The following is a 16913-nucleotide window of genomic DNA, read 5'->3' as shown; positions in this document are numbered from 1 at the left end:
TAAAGGAATGGTGCTATGCTATATTATACAGGATTGTTACTACTTGTTATTGCTGTAAGTTTAGATGGTTTTGGTGTTGGTATTAGCTATGGAATGCGAAAAATTCAAGTACCTGCATCTGCGTTAGCAATTATTATGTCATGCTCTGGAATTATCGTTCTTTTATCTATGACGCTAGGAGGATGGCTTAGTACGTTTATTTCTCCAGAGCTAGCAAAAACATTAGGTGGATCTGTATTAATATCGCTAGGTTTTTTTTCACTTTACAACACGATCCGCTCCACAGTTAAACGCGATGATACCGAAAGTCTAAACACGGACTCTAATACAACTGGACTGCAAAATATTAAAACAGTGCTTACTACACCTGATCAAGCAGACTTAGATAAGTCTGGAAACATATCACCCGGAGAAGCGCTATTACTTGGTTCAGCACTTGCACTCGACGCATTTGCTGCTGGAATCGGCGCAGCGATCCTTGGTTATTCCCCCCTCACAACCGCTGTTATGATTGCTTTCATGAGTGGTCTTTTTCTATCTATTGGTATTCATATTGGTATTCTGCTTTCCAAGAGCAAACGACTAGAACGAATGTCCTTTGTTCCACCTGTATTATTAATTACCCTTGGTATTCTAAATATCTTTTAATCCAGAATAATGCACGAACAAACAACTACGCCTTTCTCAAAGAAGTCTCATCGAGAAAACCAGAGGCATCATTTATCCAAATTAAAAAGGATTGGGCTACGCTTAGCCCAATCCAACATCCAAGATCATCATAATTGTAAAACCGATCATTAACGCAAGTGATGCTAAATCCTTATTTCCTTCTTCTTGTGAGCCTGGGATTACTTCTTCGGCAACAACAAAAATCATCGCACCTGCCGCAAAGCTTAATGCATATGGTAACAATGGTTCAACAAACGTCACTGCTAATACACCAATAACAGCTGAGATTGGTTCAACCATCCCAGAGAACTGGCCGTAAATAAAACTTTTTCTGCGCGACATTCCTTCTCGACGTAACGGAACGGAAACAGCAACACCTTCAGGCAGGTTCTGAATACCAATTCCAATCGCTAAAGCAACTGCACTAGCCAGCGTTCCTGAATCCAAACCAGCTGCCACTGCCCCAAATGCAACACCGACTGCTAAACCTTCTGGTATATTATGTAGGGTAATCGCTAATACGAGCAATGTACTCCTTTTCTTCCGATTCGGATTGATTCCCTCCGCCTCACTCATATCTAGACCTGGATGTAAATGTGGAAGAACTTTATCCGTTCCCCATAAAAAGAAACCACCAAGCATAAAGCCTACCGCTGCTGGAATCCATGCCGGCACAGCAGAATTCTTTTCTGCCATCTCAATCGCTGGGGATAAGAGCGACCAAAAGCTAGCAGCTATCATCACACCACCCGCAAAGCCGAGCATGCCATCGAGGAATTTTTGACTCATATTTTTTTTCATAAATACAACAGCTGCACCGAGGGCAGTCATTCCATAGGTAAAAAGCGATGCGATTAACGCTTGATACATTGGATCTAATTCCATAAATGTAGCTATCATTGCTGCTTCACTCCATAATAATATTGTTACTATTATATATACAGCAATACATTTTGTCTATTTAACCGAAATTCATTTACCAAAATTGACACAATAACTACGCAACCAATCTGATGTTCGTTTCAGTGCACTACAAGTATTCATTTCTTGTCATGAATAGAAAAACAGATACCATCATATAGGAAGTATTTCCTTTATCATGGTATCTGCTTTATTTATTTGTTCTTATATCATTGAAATAATCCAGCCTATAACAACAATAGCCCCGATAATCATTAAGATTGTTCGAATCATGTTTTTCATCCTCTCCCGTTCTTAATAGCACTTCTTACTTTTACTTTAATACCCAAATGCGCTCGAGCAAAAACATGAATTTCTTTTTAACGGTTTTCGATGCAAAAAATCATTATTTATAGGAACAAAAATAAGTTGACATGACCACCAAAATATGAGATTATAATGTGTACTGCAATTAAAGTAACACAATTGCTGGCATTCTGCAGTGTTTTTAAGGATGCTTATTCACACTGGCGCGACTAAAGGGTCGCAAGGACGTAAGAGCAGGTAGGGCTTACGTTGCTTAAGTTAGAAAACCGGTGGAAGATGAACCGCGGATATAGGCTTGGAGCGTTACCAAGCCGATGAAAAATTTCGTTTTTAACTCTATATAGCAGTGCTTTCCTATAAAACGAAACGAATACGCCTCTAGAAAAGGCGCTAAATAAAATGAAAAAGTTTGTGTTACTTTAACATCAAAGGGGTACTCTTTTTAAGGAAGGGTATCCCTTTTCCAATACATACAAATGGAAGGATGAAGCATTTTGGTTTTAGCAATAGGGACGATTGAAACGATGCAGGTAGATCGTTTAATTGAAAATGGATATGTATTACAAAAAGATTTGGATGAAGCATTATTACACCATAATGAAGCAACAAAACCACTTGAAACAGGCGAAGAAGTTGAAGTGTTTCTTTATCATGATAAAAAAGGAAACATCACTGCAACAATGAGCTTACCTGAAATTAGTATAGATCAATACGGGTGGGGAGAGGTAGTCGAATCAAAACAAAATCTTGGTGTGTTTGTTTCCATTGGAACAACGAAGGATTTTCTTGTATCAAAGGATGATTTACCACTATTTGAAGATGTTTGGCCACAAGCCGGAGATCAGCTTTACGTTACATTAGGCAAGGATCGAAAAGGTCGCTTACTTGCACTTCCTGCCACAGAAGGTGTCATAAATGGCATTCGCGAATGGGCAGCTGAAGAGTATTTAAACAAACAAGTTACGGGGCATGTGTATCGAACAAGTCGAGAAGGAACAGCAATCATCACAGATGAAGGATACCGTGGCTTTATTCACCATTCTGAACGAAAGACCGAACCAAGATTAGGTGAAAAAATTCAAGGTCGAGTTATTGATGTAAAAATAGATGGCACATTAAATGTAACCCTTCGACCATTAAAGCAAGATAGTTTGGACGAGGATGCAGCGATCATCCTTAATCATTTGCAGGAACACGGTGGTGTAATTCCTTTTACCGATAAAAGCGATCCAGAAGATATACGCGCAACGTTTCAAATGAGTAAAGCTGCCTTTAAACGCGCACTTGGAAGACTTATGAAACAGAAATTGATCGAACAACGAGATGACAGTACTTGGCTACTGTAATACATTCCTTCATTCATAGTGCGAGATTTCAATAGCGCTATGAAAATACAGAAAAAAAGAGCGATGTTTATTATACACATCGCTCTTTCTCTTATTTATGAAGCTTTTACATTAACATGAACAATAGAAGTTATGATTGTACCAATCGCAGCAGAAAACATAAATGCAATTCCCCAGCCGCCAAGTGGTGCCCCCATCATTTCTATTTTCCCTACCATGGTTGCAGATACGACCATGACTAAGCCGCTACCAAAGATTACTAATGCCGGATAATACGGCAGGTACGTTGCCTTCGAAGCTGCTTTCGCTAGTGCAAAACCGATAACTAGCAATACGAGTGTCATAACCGCACCAATGATAACTACGGATTCGACCATTATTTCACCCCACAAATATATTATGTATCAATCCATTGCATACTCCATTTTAGTCTACAATCGAATATTCAGAAAGTCAATGTTTCCACGATGGATATCGTAGAATTAGAACTAGATGTCCTATATTGATACAAATCCTTCTCTAAATTTCCGCTAAAGAAGCGTTATCGTTTATAATAGATAAATATAAAGCAACATAGACAGCAATCAATCCCATATAATTAATTAAAAGGAGGAATACATATGCTACAATTTGAAGATTACAACTACGAAAGACCAGATTTAGCAAAAGAAAAAGCTGCATTTACACATTTATTAACTGCTTTTCAAACAGCAAACAATGCAGAAGAACAAACAAAAGCAATCGAGAAGATCAATACCTTCCGTAATCATCTTGCAACATTGTACAATCTCGTTTACATTCGAGCTTCTATCAATACAAAAGATGATTTTTATCAAAAGGAACGGGATTATTGGAATGATATCCTTCCAGAAGTACAGCAAATGAATACCGAATTTTATAAACAGCTCGTTGCTTCTCCGTTTCGTAATGAATTAGAAGAAAAATGGGGAACCCAGCTTTTTCAAATTGCTGAATATGAAATGAAAGCCTTCTCGCCTGAAGTCATTCCATTACTGCAAAAGGAGAATAAGCTGACATCCGAATATGCAAAGCTTGTCGCTTCAGCTGAAATAGATTTCGATGGAGCAACATATACGTTAGCACAGCTGGGACCATTTACGCAAAACAAGGACCGTGCTATTCGAAAACGCGCAGTAGAAGCACGGGCATCTTTCTTCGAAAATAATGCCCAAACCTTTGACAGAATTTATGACGAGCTTGTCAAAGTTCGCCATGACATCGCATTAAAGCTAGGATTCAAAAACTTCGTCGAGCTTGGATATATTCGCATGCAGCGCATTGACTATGATGCAAATATGGTTGCTATCTTTCGCAAACAAGTACGGGATTCTATTGTTCCACTCGTTTCAAAGCTTTACGAAAAACAAGCAGAACGTATTGGTGTAGATTCCATGAAATTTTATGATGAAGACTTTAAATTTCAAAGTGGAAATGCCACTCCAAAAGGGACTCCAGAATGGATTATTAACAATGGAAAATTAATGTATGAACAGCTTTCAAATGAAACGAATGAATTTTTCCACTATATGCTCGACCGAAATCTAATGGACTTAGAAGCAAAAAAAGGAAAAGAAGCTGGTGGATATTGCACCTTTATTGAAGACTATCAATCTCCATTTATTTTCGCAAACTTTAATGGAACGTCAGGAGATATTGATGTTTTAACACATGAAGCTGGACACGCATTTCAAGTTTATTCTAGTCGTAACATCGGCATTCCAGAATATTTATGGCCAACAAGTGAATCCGCAGAAATTCATTCGATGAGTATGGAATTTTTCACATGGCCATGGATGGAAAATTTCTTTAAAGAAGACACAGAAAAATACAAGTTCTCTCATTTAGCAAGTGGACTAGAGTTCTTACCATATGGTGTTGCAGTAGATGAATTTCAACACCTTATTTACGAAAATCCTGAATGGACACCTGATGAACGAAAAGCAGCTTGGAAAAAGCTAGAAACTATTTACCTTCCCCATCGGGATTATGATGGACAGTCTTATTTAGAAGCTGGGGGATTGTGGCAGCGTCAAGCACATATTTACGAAATTCCATTCTACTATATTGATTATACGCTTGCACAAATCTGTGCCTTTCAATTCTGGAAGCGATCCCTGGAAGACCATGATAAAGCTTGGGAGGATTACGTAAACCTTTGCAAGTTAGGTGGTTCAAAATCCTTCCTTGGATTGGTTGAAGCAGCACATCTACAATCTCCGTTTGAAGAAGGAACGGTAGAATCAATCGTTCAAACGATTGAAAACTGGTTAAATGCTGTCGATGATCAAGCATTATAATCCATACTTCTAACATTAACAAAGCTAGGACAAAGGTTTCTACTTGTCCTAGCTTTTTATTTCGCATAAATAAAAATTAATTATTTCTGGAAGATTCTTTTTTAATTATACCTGCACGATCCCAATCAACTAGATTTTCTAATAAAAGTGACAGCACGATTCCTACAAGTAACCCATTACTAATTAATGGGCGTATGACAGCTGGAAGCGAACTAAAATATCCAGCAGGCATCGTCATAATAATTACTCCTGCAAAAACAGGAATAGCCGACCGATATACATTGACAATCGTAAATTCAACGTTTTTAAAATAGGCTACGGACGAACCGAAAAGCTGTAAATAAGCGACAAAGAGCACCGCACTACCTACACTTAATGGAAGCATTGTAAAAAAGTCGCCGATTGCAGGAATGAGCCCCATCATAAAAAAGAGAATGCCGCCTAAAACAAAAGGCAATCTTCGTAAATCGCCAGTTTGCTTTAAAAATCCAATGGATGATACATATGGGGCATATGGAACTAATCCAAGCAGTCCAGAAGCTGTAGAAAATGCGCCATTAATTGCAAAATGATTCCGATATTCCTTTTTTGTAGTTGTGCGTTGATACATCGGATCTGTTCCTTTTAGTGCGCCAAATGTATTCGCGATATTTAATAAACCAGTCATAATAACGGTAATAATTATTCCCCATTCTAACTGTGGTTTTCCTAATGGAAAGATTGCAATATCAAACAAGGACGTCTCAATTGATGTTTTCTCCGCACCAAAAATCGTTGCATGCAATACCCAGCCAACACACATTCCAATTAACAAGCTATACCTACGCAATATTTTCGGTCCTTTAACACTAATTAAAATTACGATGGTAACAATAACGAGTGATAAAGGAGCGATCGTTACATCAATTTCACCTGGTAAGGAAACATCGCCAAAGGGAATTCCAAGCATCCCCTTCATAAAAATCCCGACGAGTTGAATGCCGAACAAAAACATGAAAACACCCATCACTGCAGAATTAAACAGCTTAGCTAAGATTGGTCCTAATCCAAACAAGCCGATAAGTATTGTGAGACACCCAGAAATAACAATACCTATAGATAGGCTCCCCCCAACGACATGTAGAGGAATTCCTTGAGCTGCTGCACTTGAAGCCAGTGTTAAAATAACTCCCCACCAAAGACCAGACTGTCCTTCTAGTAAGGGGCGCCGATGACCAATAATTGCCTGAATCACACAAGCAATTCCTGTCACAATAAACGATAAATGCAGCATGGATGCCACGCGTTCATCTGATAATTGAAATGCTGTTCCAACCGTAATTGGAATAACGACGATATTTGCGAAAATAAAAAAGAGCCATTGCAAGCCCGACATCCAAATATCATATTGTAAAAATCGATTCATCCTTATCACCTTTGCTTGATCTTCAAGACCATATTTATCTTTGTTCCACTATTTTAAATACACACTTTCATCCCGATTTATACTCCCCTCACCCAATTTATGGGCATTAAAAAGTTTATTATATCATAGAACAATATGATCCGTTCGATGGAATTAGCTAATGTTTAAGAGTAGGTAGATTCACACCGAAGTAAAAACGTAGCCATATAGCTCTTTACTAAAGACAGCGTAAGAAACCATTAATCCCATATCTTTGGACGGTCAATCCCCATTGTTCGCATATAGTCTAATAATTGGCCTGTATGAACGGATTCGTGATAAGAAACTCTTAACAACATTTCTCCAAGTTTTTTCTTATAACCACCTTCATCAAGAAGGTCTATTTCTATACTGTTTAATTCATTTACTGGAATTAATCGAATAAACTCTAAAAAAGCTTTGCGATATGGCATAGAAAAATCGATTTCATCATCTACTGAGATGAACGCTTTCCCCTCAAAAGGATTGACTATATTTGCAAGAGCCTTACCGCTTCTCCCTACCATTACCTGGTGAAAAAGAAACTCCCCTTGTAGTAAATGTCTAATTATTTCTGCACAAGTAAGCGCCGTTTCATCAGGCTTCCAATTTAACTTTTCAGTGGGGATTGCTTTCCAAACCTTAATACTTCGACTTCTAACCTCTTCAGAATTTAAAGCTAATATTTCAGTTGCATTCATCAAATCCCTCCTTGTAATGATAGATAAACTATAGCAAAGTTGTTCTTAAATTCCAAAATATAATTGCAATTCCGATAAATTTATCCGGTGAGAATTTTCATCACCCACTAATTGTTAGTGGAACATGAGGATAATTATCACCAGTTACTTGTGAAATAAAAAAACTGCACCTCCAATTGTTAGATGCGTTTAACAATTTGGGTGCAGTTGAGACAAAGCTGCTTTTTCATTAAAAAATATCGAATTTACATATTACTCTACTGATAAGCCCTGCTTTACACTTCGAAGCATATATCCTAAGCCTGGATACGTAATAATATATTCCTCTTCCTGCTTTAACCGTTCCTTAATTTTTCTACGAATGCGCGCTATTGCAACACGTAAATATTCAACATCATCGCGATACTGTGGTCCCCATACTTCAGAAAGCAATGTTTCATGTTGTACAACCTTGTCCAAATTTAAAGCTAACTTTTCAACAATCAAAAATTCAGTTTGGGTTAACTTTAGTTCTTCTCCATTCATCCAGCAACGCTTACTTCCAATATCGATATCTAACACACCTGTCTGAATGGTTGCTGTCGGTACGCCTGCTTGATCATTCAAGCTTGGTTGACTTCTGCGCAATACGGCATTAACTCTTGCAAAAAGCTCATCTAATGAAAAGGGCTTCGTCAAATAATCGTCCGCGCCAAGATTTAACCCATTTACTTTATCCTTTGGATTACTCCGGGCGGTAAGCATAATAACTGGTACGTTTGAGAACTTCCTTAGTTCTTCTAATACGTAAAAGCCGTCCTGTCCCGGCATCATAATATCTAGTAGAATCAGATCTGGTGAGATAAGATCATATTTTTCAAGAAACTCTTCACCTGAACCAGCTGTTGTAACCTCATAACCTACCGACTTAAGGTTTGCAGAAATAAATCGAAGAATCTTTGCCTCATCATCAACGACACATATCTTTTGTTTCATGTTATGCACCATCCTCCAATGGAAAATAAAGGGTAAATTTACTTCCTTGCCCTGGCTTACTATCCACTTCAATTTTACCTTCATGTGCTTCCATAATCCCTTTACAAATCGAAAGTCCAAGCCCTGTTCCACCAGATCTCCTTGTTGCTGTAACATCGACCTGATAAAACCGATTAAAGATTTTTTCTAAATGCTCTTCCTCGATACCGATACCATTATCCTCCACAATAATCGCAATGGAATCCGCTTCCTTTGTTAGCGTAATATCAATTTTTTTATGCGGTTCATCATTGTAGCGCAAGGCATTCGTAAATAAATTGACTAGAACCTGCTGTACCCGTTGCTTGTCCGCGTAGAAGAACAGTTGATCCGTTAGTTTATTTTGGAACGTAAAAGTAGCTTGCTCTTGAAGAACTTTCGGCACGAGATCCAGCGATTTTTCAATAACATGATCTGCCCTTATCTTGTTCCGTTCCACAAACATCGTACCTGACTCGATTTTCGAAATATCCATCCAATCATTTACTAAATGCTGAATTCGCTCAATATCCTCATGCACACCTTCTAATAGCTCCTGTTGAAACGCTGGCTCCCATTCAACATCCGAACGAAGTAACGTTTCAACGCTTCCTCTAATATTTGTGATCGGAGTCTTAAATTCATGAGAAGTAAGGGAAATCAAGTTGTTTTTTAATGTATCAATTTCCTCTTCCCTTGTAATATCTCGAATGAGTAGCCCTTCACCAATTCGTTCCGTATCTGAAACAACAGAAAACTTATGGAGCATGTAGAAATCAACCTTGCCAGCTTTATGTTTATATTCTAGCTTTAGTTCCCCGTCTTCTTCCTCAAAAAACGCTGCTAGCTCCGCTTGATCAACCTCAAACATATTAGCAAATCGGTGATATACATCATCTAAAACTTCAAGCCTTTCATGCTTAAAATCATTTTTCGTAATCACCTTTAAGAAAAATTCGTTAACATACTCGATTTGCTTATTCGTGTTTAGAAGCATAATACCTTCAAACATACTTTCTAACACTGCTTCTAATTCAGCATGCTTGTTACGGTATCTTTCATATAGCAGCTTATTCTGAAGCATAATTGCTAACGAGCGCGCAAACGTTTGTAAAAATTCCTTATCATTATTTTCAATCGTCTGTCCCTCAAGTAGATCTACTACTAAAAACCCTTTTGGAGCGGAATCGACATAGATTGGTTCTTTATGCTGCTTCGTTCCATACATACACTGGGTTAAATATTCCTCGAATTCTTGATTTGTTCGTATATCGGTACTCGTAACAGCAAGTTCCTTAAACAATACGTGAATCGAGTAGTCCTTATATTGCTCGATGTTCTGCAGGCAATGCTGGATAAAATGCGCAAGGTCACGCTGTGAAGAAACCGATGTGATTAGCTTATTAACTGCTCGCAGCTCCAGATTCTTATTTCTTAAATTAGCTGTTCGTTCTTGCACACGCTTTTCTAGCTCCGTATTAAGCTCCATCAATTCTTCCCGATTATACTCAATTTCTTTCATCATTTCATTAAAATGAAAGAGCACTTCTTTCATTTCCTTTGGTCCCCGAATTTCATTTTCCAGCTTAATCGGTTCTTTCTTTTTATAGCTGCGTGAATAGCGCTTAATATGTTCCAGCAATCTCCGAATCGTTTTCTCTAAACGGTTCGTCAACAGAAAACTTACACTAATCATGACAAGGCTTGTTACAAGAATAAACAATAAAATCGTTAAGATTGCACTTTTAAACGAGTTTGTTATCACTGCAGACGGGTTTGCAATCCACACCGTCCAGCCTAAATCGTCCAGCTTAGCATAAGTAATATATTCCTCTTCCTTCCCTTCTTCCTGAAGGGTTAGACTTTTATCGCCTGATTTTTGATGTGCCGCAATGTAGCGAACAATCTTGGAGTTAGACATATTTACCATTTCTGTTCGTGTGTCTACTTCCGGATGGGCAATGACATTGTTTTCTTGATCAAGGACAACTGCATAGCTTGCCTCTCCTGAAATTCGTTTGGAAACATATTTATCAAGCTCGTTTAAATCGAGTGCACCTAATATATATCCTTGCATGTTTCCATTTTTATCAAATATAGGTGAAGCAATCGTAACTAATAAAATATCTGTTCCGCCTCTTCCATGAAAAACAGAAGAAATCACTGTCTCCTCCGTTTTCACAAGCTCACGGTAATACGAGCGATCGCTAAAGTTCAGGTGCTCACGTTTAACACCATCTGTATAAACATCAGGATAAAAAACAATCGATTGACCATTAATATCCCCTACATATAAATTTACAAAGCCTGGATAATTCATTTTAATATCCTTTAATTTCCGCTCAATCTTTTCGAAATCTCCTTCGGTAAAGAGAGAAGAAATATTAAGGGACATCGTATTTATGATTCTTTCATGCTGATGGACATAGCTCTCAATATAGTCATCGAGGAACTCTGTTACGATAACTTGGTTATTTTTATTCTCGTTCACTAAAGATGATAATTGATAAATTTGAAAGATACCTAGAATAATTATGGAGGACAAGCCAATTGTTAAAAATGAGTATATAAGTTCTTTTTTAAAGGATCTTGATTTTCCCATTATGCCCTCCCTCTCCTCATTCATCTCTGTTTTGGATATGTTAAGAAATGAACATGTTGTCTTTTTTCATTATAAAATATAAAACCATTACTTTCACTATAATTTTCGACTTTTTCCGTCATGATTCGACTAATCGGTTTTTATTTTACTAACACAAAACGGTATTGAACTTCATATCACACATGAATTCAATACCATTTTGCAAATCTATTTATCCTTTAATTTGAGTACCTGCTTTTCCTTCCATCGCAAGGTCCGCTTCATCTAATGAGCATATAATCGCGCGGCCACCCATTTCTGCAAATTGAATCGCAGCTTCCATTTTAGGCCCCATACTGCCCGCGGAAAATTGTCCTTCTTGTTGATATCGTTTCGCTTCTTCCAATGAAATAGTCCCTAATGCTTTTTCATTTGGTTTTCCGTAATTGATATATACATTGCTCACATCTGTTAAAATCATCAATGCATCTGCCTGTGCCTCTTCGGCCAGCTTAAAACCACTACGATCCTTGTCGATTACGGCTTCAATCCCCTTGTACGTTCCATCTTGCTGTTTTACAACTGGGATTCCACCACCACCAGATGCAATAACAATCGTTCCTTGATCCGTTAAGGACTTTATGAGTGCTGAGCCAAGAATGGATTTAGGATAAGGAGAAGCAACCACTCTTCGCCATCCACGGCCTGCATCTTCTTTAACGACCCAGCCTTTGTCATTCGCGAGTTTCCTTGCTTCTTCTTCTGAATAAAAAACACCAATCGGCTTTGAAGGATCATCGAATGCAGCATCATCAGGATCTACCTCTGTTTGTGTCAGCATACTTACTACCTCATTGGATAAGCCTAGCTTATGCAATTCATTTTTCAACGTTTGATCCATCATATAGCCGATAAACCCTTGCGATTCAGCACTACAAACGTCTAGTGGAAATGGTGGAACGACATCCTTCGCTTCCTCGTTTTGCCGTAAAATATTACCGACCTGTGGGCCATTTCCGTGTGTCACGATTACTTGATGCCCATTTTTAACGATTCTAGCAATAATTGCTGTGCTTTTATTTACATTTTCTAATTGGTTTTCATAGGTTGCTGCTTGTTTTGGCTGTAAAATAGCATTTCCGCCTAATGCAATAACGACTTTTTCTCCCAATGTGTTTCCTCCTCGTATATTATGTTTAGAAGCTATTTTCCGCCTATTGCTTGAGCCCTCGGAAGAATTCAACTTCCTGTGGGGACTGTTTCCTGTTGAGTCGCTACCTTTTGTTCCAAGAAACAGCGTCAACTAACTTGAAAGGAGTCTCAACCATTTCAACTACTCAAGAGAATCATTTATGAAATAGATTCATAGACTCCCGTATTTTATTCAGTTTTCCCACAAGAAGTCTTTTGTCCCAGCCCCTGTTTACTTATTTATATTAATCCTAGCTTTTGGGCATATGCTTCCAATGCCTTCTCAAAGCATTCACGAGGCGCGCGAACCGTACCAGCGCCTACTTGTCCAATACCAGCTTGCTTATGTGCAATTCCTGTATTAATGACCGGCTCAATTCCTGTTTCTACTACTTTACGAGCATCAATTCCAAGACATGCTCCTTGAAAGTCCCATGTCGGGATTGTGAAATTACTATTTTGGTCGATACAAATCTCCATCATCTCATTACTTGTAGATAAGGCATCCTGAAATCCACCTGCACCGACAAAACGTGTTACACCTGGTGCGGCAATCATTGCCATTCCACCAACACCGAATGCCTCAGTAATCGCACTATCACCAATATCCGAGTTTGCATCCTCCTGCGAATATCCAGTAAAGAACAGCCCTTGTGGCGTATTAACTGGAGCAGTAAACCATTGATCTCCCATACCACTTATTCGAATACCAAAATCCTTCCCATTACGGGTCATTGCTGTAACAACAGTTCCTTCTTCTATTTTACGCGCACCATCTAAGACAGCTTTTCCAGTAGCCATCATAATGTTTAAGAAGAACTGATCAGTATCAGCTAAAAACTTAATAACATCCTTGCGATCCTTTTCATCCATCTCCACTTGAACAATATATGGACTAATTTCTTTTAGAAAAATTAATGATGCTGCGATGTTTCGTTGGTGGAATTCATCCCCCATTGTAATTGCTTTAGCAATCATGACATTTAAATTTAATCCGTCCTCCGATAGCTTTAATGCTTTCGCAATCGTTGGTCCCAACACATTTTTCATCCACGCAAGGCGCGTAATGACCTCTTCCGAATATGCTCCAAATCGAAGCACCTTTCCAATTCCTTCATTCATTGTACAATATGCTTCATTTCCTTCTGAACGATTTTCTACAACGACAACTGGCATATTTGCTGATGTAATACCACCCATTGGTCCAACAGCGTTCACATGGTGACACGGAATAAAAGTAACCTCTCCATTTGCTAGCATTTTTTCCGCATCAGCTTCGTTACTTGCCCAGCCTTCAAACAATGATGCACCGATACAAGACCCCTGCATTGGCCCCGTCATATCCTCCCATTTAATGGGAGGTCCAGCATGGAGCAATACTTTTCCTTCTGTTAATTCTTTAATTTTGGATTTTGCAGGAACCACATCAACAAGAAATGGTGCTGATCCAATAATTTTTTCAATTACCGCCTTATTTGCTTCATCAATGGAATTATATTTCATTTTACAGCCACCTCTTTTGTTTTTATTTGTAGTAATGCTTGTTGTACCATTCTTCTTTTATACTTATTTGAGTAAGCTCAAAATTTTACGCATTTTCTCATTACCGCCTGCGATTGGTCTCCAATCATATTGAACAACTGGCACATTGCTTGCTACAATCGCATCAGTAAAGCTCTTTAAACCTACATTAATTATCCGGGGCTTCTCTGTTACTAAATTCATCACTTCATCTGAAACAGTTAGATTAAACGTTGTCCTAGGTTGTGTCTTGGCTTTATACTGCTTTTGTACATCATTAACCCTTAACCCAACTATGCTTAATGCCGTACGTACTGCTTCGTTATTATTATCTTTTACAATAACGCCGCTTTCCTTTAAGCGCTTGATGTGTCCTTCATAATCCTGGGGATCATTACTTGTACCACATACAGATGCAACAACATACAGTTCACGACCATTTTCCTTTGCAAAAGAAACTGCGTATTCAATATGTGGAAGTAATGCACTTGCCATATCATCGTGTGACCCGTAACCAAGAACAAAATCGAGTAAAATAACAGCTGTACTTTCATCCTTTGCTGCCTCTAGAATAAACTTCGCTCGCGTTTCGGGATCAATCATTGGATGGGGCTTTCCTTGTGTATATTTGTCATCCCCTAAATCTACTACTTCATGTCCTTTATGCTTTAATACATAGCCATCTTCATTTGTTATTTCTGTTCCTAGACCAAGTCCATCAGAGAGTAATACAGCTGCTTCCGATGCTAGTGTACCTCCAGAATATAAACCTTTAATTGCGGTTTGTCCTTGTTTAAGCTGAACATCTTTAACCTCGTAATCCCCTGCATTGTAATCGGCTTGTACATCCTTACCCTGTGCAATATCTACGGCGATTTTTGCTGTTTCTGCTAACGTATATGCCTGATACACGTTCCCTTCATACGTTTCTGGCTTCTCACCTAAGAAAATCGTTACAACTGGTTTTGTCACATGATGAAGTAAATCAACAACTTGATTGCGAACTTCTTTTGCTGGTGGCTTCGAAATAACTGCTATAATATCTGTTTGACTATGATTTTCCAATGCACGAATACCGTCCATCATTGTTATTGCTCCAATTGGATCCTTTAAATCACGACCGCCCGTACCAATCGCGTGACTAACTCCCTCACCAAGGCGATCTATGATGGCAGATACTTCCTGAATCCCAGTACCAGAAGCACCAACAATTCCGATTCGTCCTTTTTTCACAACATTCGCGAATGCCATCGGAATACCATCTAGAATTCCTGTCCCACAATCTGGTCCCATAACAAGCAGGCCTTTTTCATGGGCTTTTTGTTTCAGCTGAGCCTCGTCCTCCATTGGAACATTATCACTAAACAAAAATACATGTAGGCCCATATCTAACGCCTTATTTGCTTCTTCAGCAGCATACTGACCAGGAACAGAAATTAAGGCTAGATTGGCATTTGGCAATGTGCTTTGGGCTCGATCCCATGTACGAACAGTTTCAAACGCCTGACTTCCTCCTGAAATCGATTGATCCTTTAAGTACTGTTCTACTTTTTCAAGTACCTCTTCTACTTTCTTTTCATCCTTTGTATCAATTACAATTGCCATATCATTCGATTCGGCGGCTTTTAGTTCATCCGTATACAAACCAGCATCCTTAAAAATATCTTTATTCGCAGGGGTAGCCATCATGATTTGTACTTTTTCTAACCCTTCCATGGCGGAAACTGCATTTGTCAACAGCATTAGGTTAATCGAATCCTGATAAGAATTTTTTTTAATGATTGTGTAAAGCACGTTTTCCACTCCTTCTCCGTATATTATTTCCCTCTCCCAACGCATAAAAATTGCAACTGGAATCTATTATCCAATTGCATTGTATGATATAGCGCATTGCATTCGAATAAAATTGTAAATGTTTACATTACAAAAACATAAAATGTCTGCTTATCACTGTATCTGCCTCCTTTTCTGGAGTATGATAAAATAGACAATAATTATAAAAGAAAGTGAAGATGCGACATGTCAAACACCTATGTTTATAAAACAACGCAGGATTGTGAACTAAAAGGAAATCTATTTCCTGCCAACGAAAAAACAGCCCCACTAATCGTGTTTATTCATGGTGGAGGGCTTATCTTCGGAACAAGAGATGATATGAATAAGGAGCAAATAAAGCGATACAATGATGCAGGCTTTCATGTTTTCTCCATTGATTATCGCCTTGCACCTGAAACAAAGCTTCCAGAAATTAAAAAAGACATTGAGGATGCACTTCAATGGCTACAGGATCCAAATCATCTTGCTTTAGACTATGACCCTCAGAAAATAGCAGTCATCGGAAGCTCAGCGGGGGGATATCTTGCATTATTATCAGGAACCCTTCAAGTAAAGCCAAAAGCAATCGTTTCCTTCTATGGTTACGGGAATATCTTAGCGGATTGGTATAAACGTCCAAGTGCGCATTTTAATACAATGACTACTGTGCCTGAAGCTCTTGCAAAGCAATTAATTCAAAGTAAAGAAATAGCAGAAGGCCCCATCGCCAGCCGTTTTGCTATTTATCTCTATTGTCGCCAACAAGGAAAATGGCTTGATTATGTGACCGGTACACCATCGCCTTATTCAGCTTCAGAATGGGAAGCATACTGCCCAGCCCTTCAAGCAGATCATAGCTTCCCAACCACCTTGCTTTTCCATGGTGATGCGGATGATGATGTGCCTTACGAGGAGTCTGTTGCAATGCAGCAAGCCTTGGAAAAAGCAGGCGTTCAAAGCAAGCTAATTACTGTACCAAAGGCGAAGCATTCTTACGATGAAAATATGGATGATCCTCAAGCACGTGAATCCATTGAACAAACGATTGCATTTTTAAAAGAAACCCTTTAAAACTAATCACCTAACAAAAAAGCGGACGGCCTTGTTAAAGCCATCCGCTTTTTTATT

At 38.6% G+C, this 16913-nt stretch carries 13 protein-coding genes; 4 read left to right on the top strand and 9 right to left on the bottom strand.

What is annotated here, in order from left to right:
• Positions 1 to 15 precede the first annotated feature (15 nt).
• Complete coding sequence (gene ytaF, locus QBK89_RS01305; RefSeq protein ID WP_284139197.1) at positions 16 to 648, top strand: sporulation membrane protein YtaF; 633 nt, start codon at positions 16 to 18, stop codon at positions 646 to 648.
• 102 nt (positions 649 to 750) lie between these two features.
• Here ytaF and QBK89_RS01300 read toward each other — a convergent pair whose 3' ends face one another.
• On the bottom strand, positions 751 to 1569 hold the full coding sequence (locus QBK89_RS01300; RefSeq protein ID WP_284139196.1) for a ZIP family metal transporter: 819 nt from the start codon (positions 1567 to 1569) through the stop codon (positions 751 to 753).
• 821 nt (positions 1570 to 2390) lie between these two features.
• Here QBK89_RS01300 and QBK89_RS01295 point away from each other — a divergent pair.
• Positions 2391 to 3242 carry a CvfB family protein gene (locus QBK89_RS01295; protein ID WP_349774613.1) on the top strand — a complete coding sequence of 284 codons (852 nt, stop codon included), beginning with the start codon at positions 2391 to 2393 and terminating at the stop codon, positions 3240 to 3242.
• A gap of 95 nt (positions 3243 to 3337) precedes the next feature.
• Here QBK89_RS01295 and QBK89_RS01290 read toward each other — a convergent pair whose 3' ends face one another.
• Positions 3338 to 3619, bottom strand: a complete 282-nt coding sequence (locus tag QBK89_RS01290) for a hypothetical protein (protein WP_284139195.1) — start codon at positions 3617 to 3619, stop codon at positions 3338 to 3340.
• A gap of 243 nt (positions 3620 to 3862) precedes the next feature.
• On the opposite strand from QBK89_RS01290, the gene QBK89_RS01285 reads away from it, so the two are divergent.
• Positions 3863 to 5560: a M3 family oligoendopeptidase gene (locus QBK89_RS01285; protein ID WP_284139194.1), complete on the top strand. Its 1698-nt coding sequence runs from the start codon at positions 3863 to 3865 to the stop codon at positions 5558 to 5560.
• A 76-nt stretch (positions 5561 to 5636) separates the two neighbouring features.
• Here QBK89_RS01285 and QBK89_RS01280 read toward each other — a convergent pair whose 3' ends face one another.
• The 7 genes from QBK89_RS01280 to fdrA all read right to left on the bottom strand — a co-directional run bounded on the left by QBK89_RS01280 (position 5637) and on the right by fdrA (position 15764).
• A complete protein-coding gene (locus tag QBK89_RS01280) occupies positions 5637 to 6965 on the bottom strand; it encodes a uracil/xanthine transporter (protein WP_284139193.1) in 1329 nt (442 codons plus the stop codon).
• 239 nt (positions 6966 to 7204) lie between these two features.
• A complete protein-coding gene (locus tag QBK89_RS01275; RefSeq protein WP_284139192.1) occupies positions 7205 to 7684 on the bottom strand; it encodes a DinB family protein in 480 nt (159 codons plus the stop codon).
• Positions 7685 to 7936: 252 nt separating this feature from the next.
• A complete protein-coding gene (locus tag QBK89_RS01270) occupies positions 7937 to 8659 on the bottom strand; it encodes a response regulator transcription factor (protein WP_284139191.1) in 723 nt (240 codons plus the stop codon).
• Position 8660: 1 nt separating this feature from the next.
• Positions 8661 to 11279 carry a sensor histidine kinase gene (locus QBK89_RS01265; protein ID WP_284139190.1) on the bottom strand — a complete coding sequence of 873 codons (2619 nt, stop codon included), beginning with the start codon at positions 11277 to 11279 and terminating at the stop codon, positions 8661 to 8663.
• 211 nt (positions 11280 to 11490) lie between these two features.
• Entirely contained in the window at positions 11491 to 12429 is a 939-nt protein-coding gene (arcC, locus tag QBK89_RS01260; RefSeq protein ID WP_284139189.1) for a carbamate kinase, read from the bottom strand.
• Between the two features lie 260 nt (positions 12430 to 12689).
• Positions 12690 to 13952 (bottom strand): YlbE family protein, encoded by a 1263-nt coding sequence (locus QBK89_RS01255; protein WP_284139188.1) that lies wholly within the window; start codon positions 13950 to 13952, stop codon positions 12690 to 12692.
• A 63-nt stretch (positions 13953 to 14015) separates the two neighbouring features.
• Positions 14016 to 15764, bottom strand: a complete 1749-nt coding sequence (gene fdrA, locus QBK89_RS01250) for an acyl-CoA synthetase FdrA (protein WP_284139187.1) — start codon at positions 15762 to 15764, stop codon at positions 14016 to 14018.
• 225 nt (positions 15765 to 15989) lie between these two features.
• Between fdrA and QBK89_RS01245 the strand changes: the two genes are divergently transcribed.
• Positions 15990 to 16856: an alpha/beta hydrolase gene (locus QBK89_RS01245; RefSeq protein ID WP_284139186.1), complete on the top strand. Its 867-nt coding sequence runs from the start codon at positions 15990 to 15992 to the stop codon at positions 16854 to 16856.
• Positions 16857 to 16913 lie beyond the last annotated feature (57 nt).

The sequence above is a fragment of the Virgibacillus sp. LDC-1 genome (assembly GCF_030137545.1).
Lineage (GTDB): Bacteria > Bacillota > Bacilli > Bacillales > Amphibacillaceae > LDC-1.
Note: the sequence above shows the minus strand (reverse complement) of the source record. Positions and strands in the feature narration are given on the sequence as shown.

Coding starts and splice junctions, on each gene's coding strand:
- ytaF (WP_284139197.1), top strand. CDS start 16: ATGCTATATTATACAGGATTGTTACTACTTGTTATTGCTGTAAGTTTA.
- QBK89_RS01255 (WP_284139188.1), bottom strand. CDS start 13,952: ATGAAATATAATTCCATTGATGAAGCAAATAAGGCGGTAATTGAAAAA.
- QBK89_RS01280 (WP_284139193.1), bottom strand. CDS start 6,965: ATGAATCGATTTTTACAATATGATATTTGGATGTCGGGCTTGCAATGG.
- QBK89_RS01275 (WP_284139192.1), bottom strand. CDS start 7,684: ATGAATGCAACTGAAATATTAGCTTTAAATTCTGAAGAGGTTAGAAGT.
- QBK89_RS01245 (WP_284139186.1), top strand. CDS start 15,990: ATGTCAAACACCTATGTTTATAAAACAACGCAGGATTGTGAACTAAAA.
- QBK89_RS01265 (WP_284139190.1), bottom strand. CDS start 11,279: ATGGGAAAATCAAGATCCTTTAAAAAAGAACTTATATACTCATTTTTA.
- QBK89_RS01290 (WP_284139195.1), bottom strand. CDS start 3,619: ATGGTCGAATCCGTAGTTATCATTGGTGCGGTTATGACACTCGTATTG.
- QBK89_RS01285 (WP_284139194.1), top strand. CDS start 3,863: ATGCTACAATTTGAAGATTACAACTACGAAAGACCAGATTTAGCAAAA.
- QBK89_RS01270 (WP_284139191.1), bottom strand. CDS start 8,659: ATGAAACAAAAGATATGTGTCGTTGATGATGAGGCAAAGATTCTTCGA.
- QBK89_RS01300 (WP_284139196.1), bottom strand. CDS start 1,569: ATGATAGCTACATTTATGGAATTAGATCCAATGTATCAAGCGTTAATC.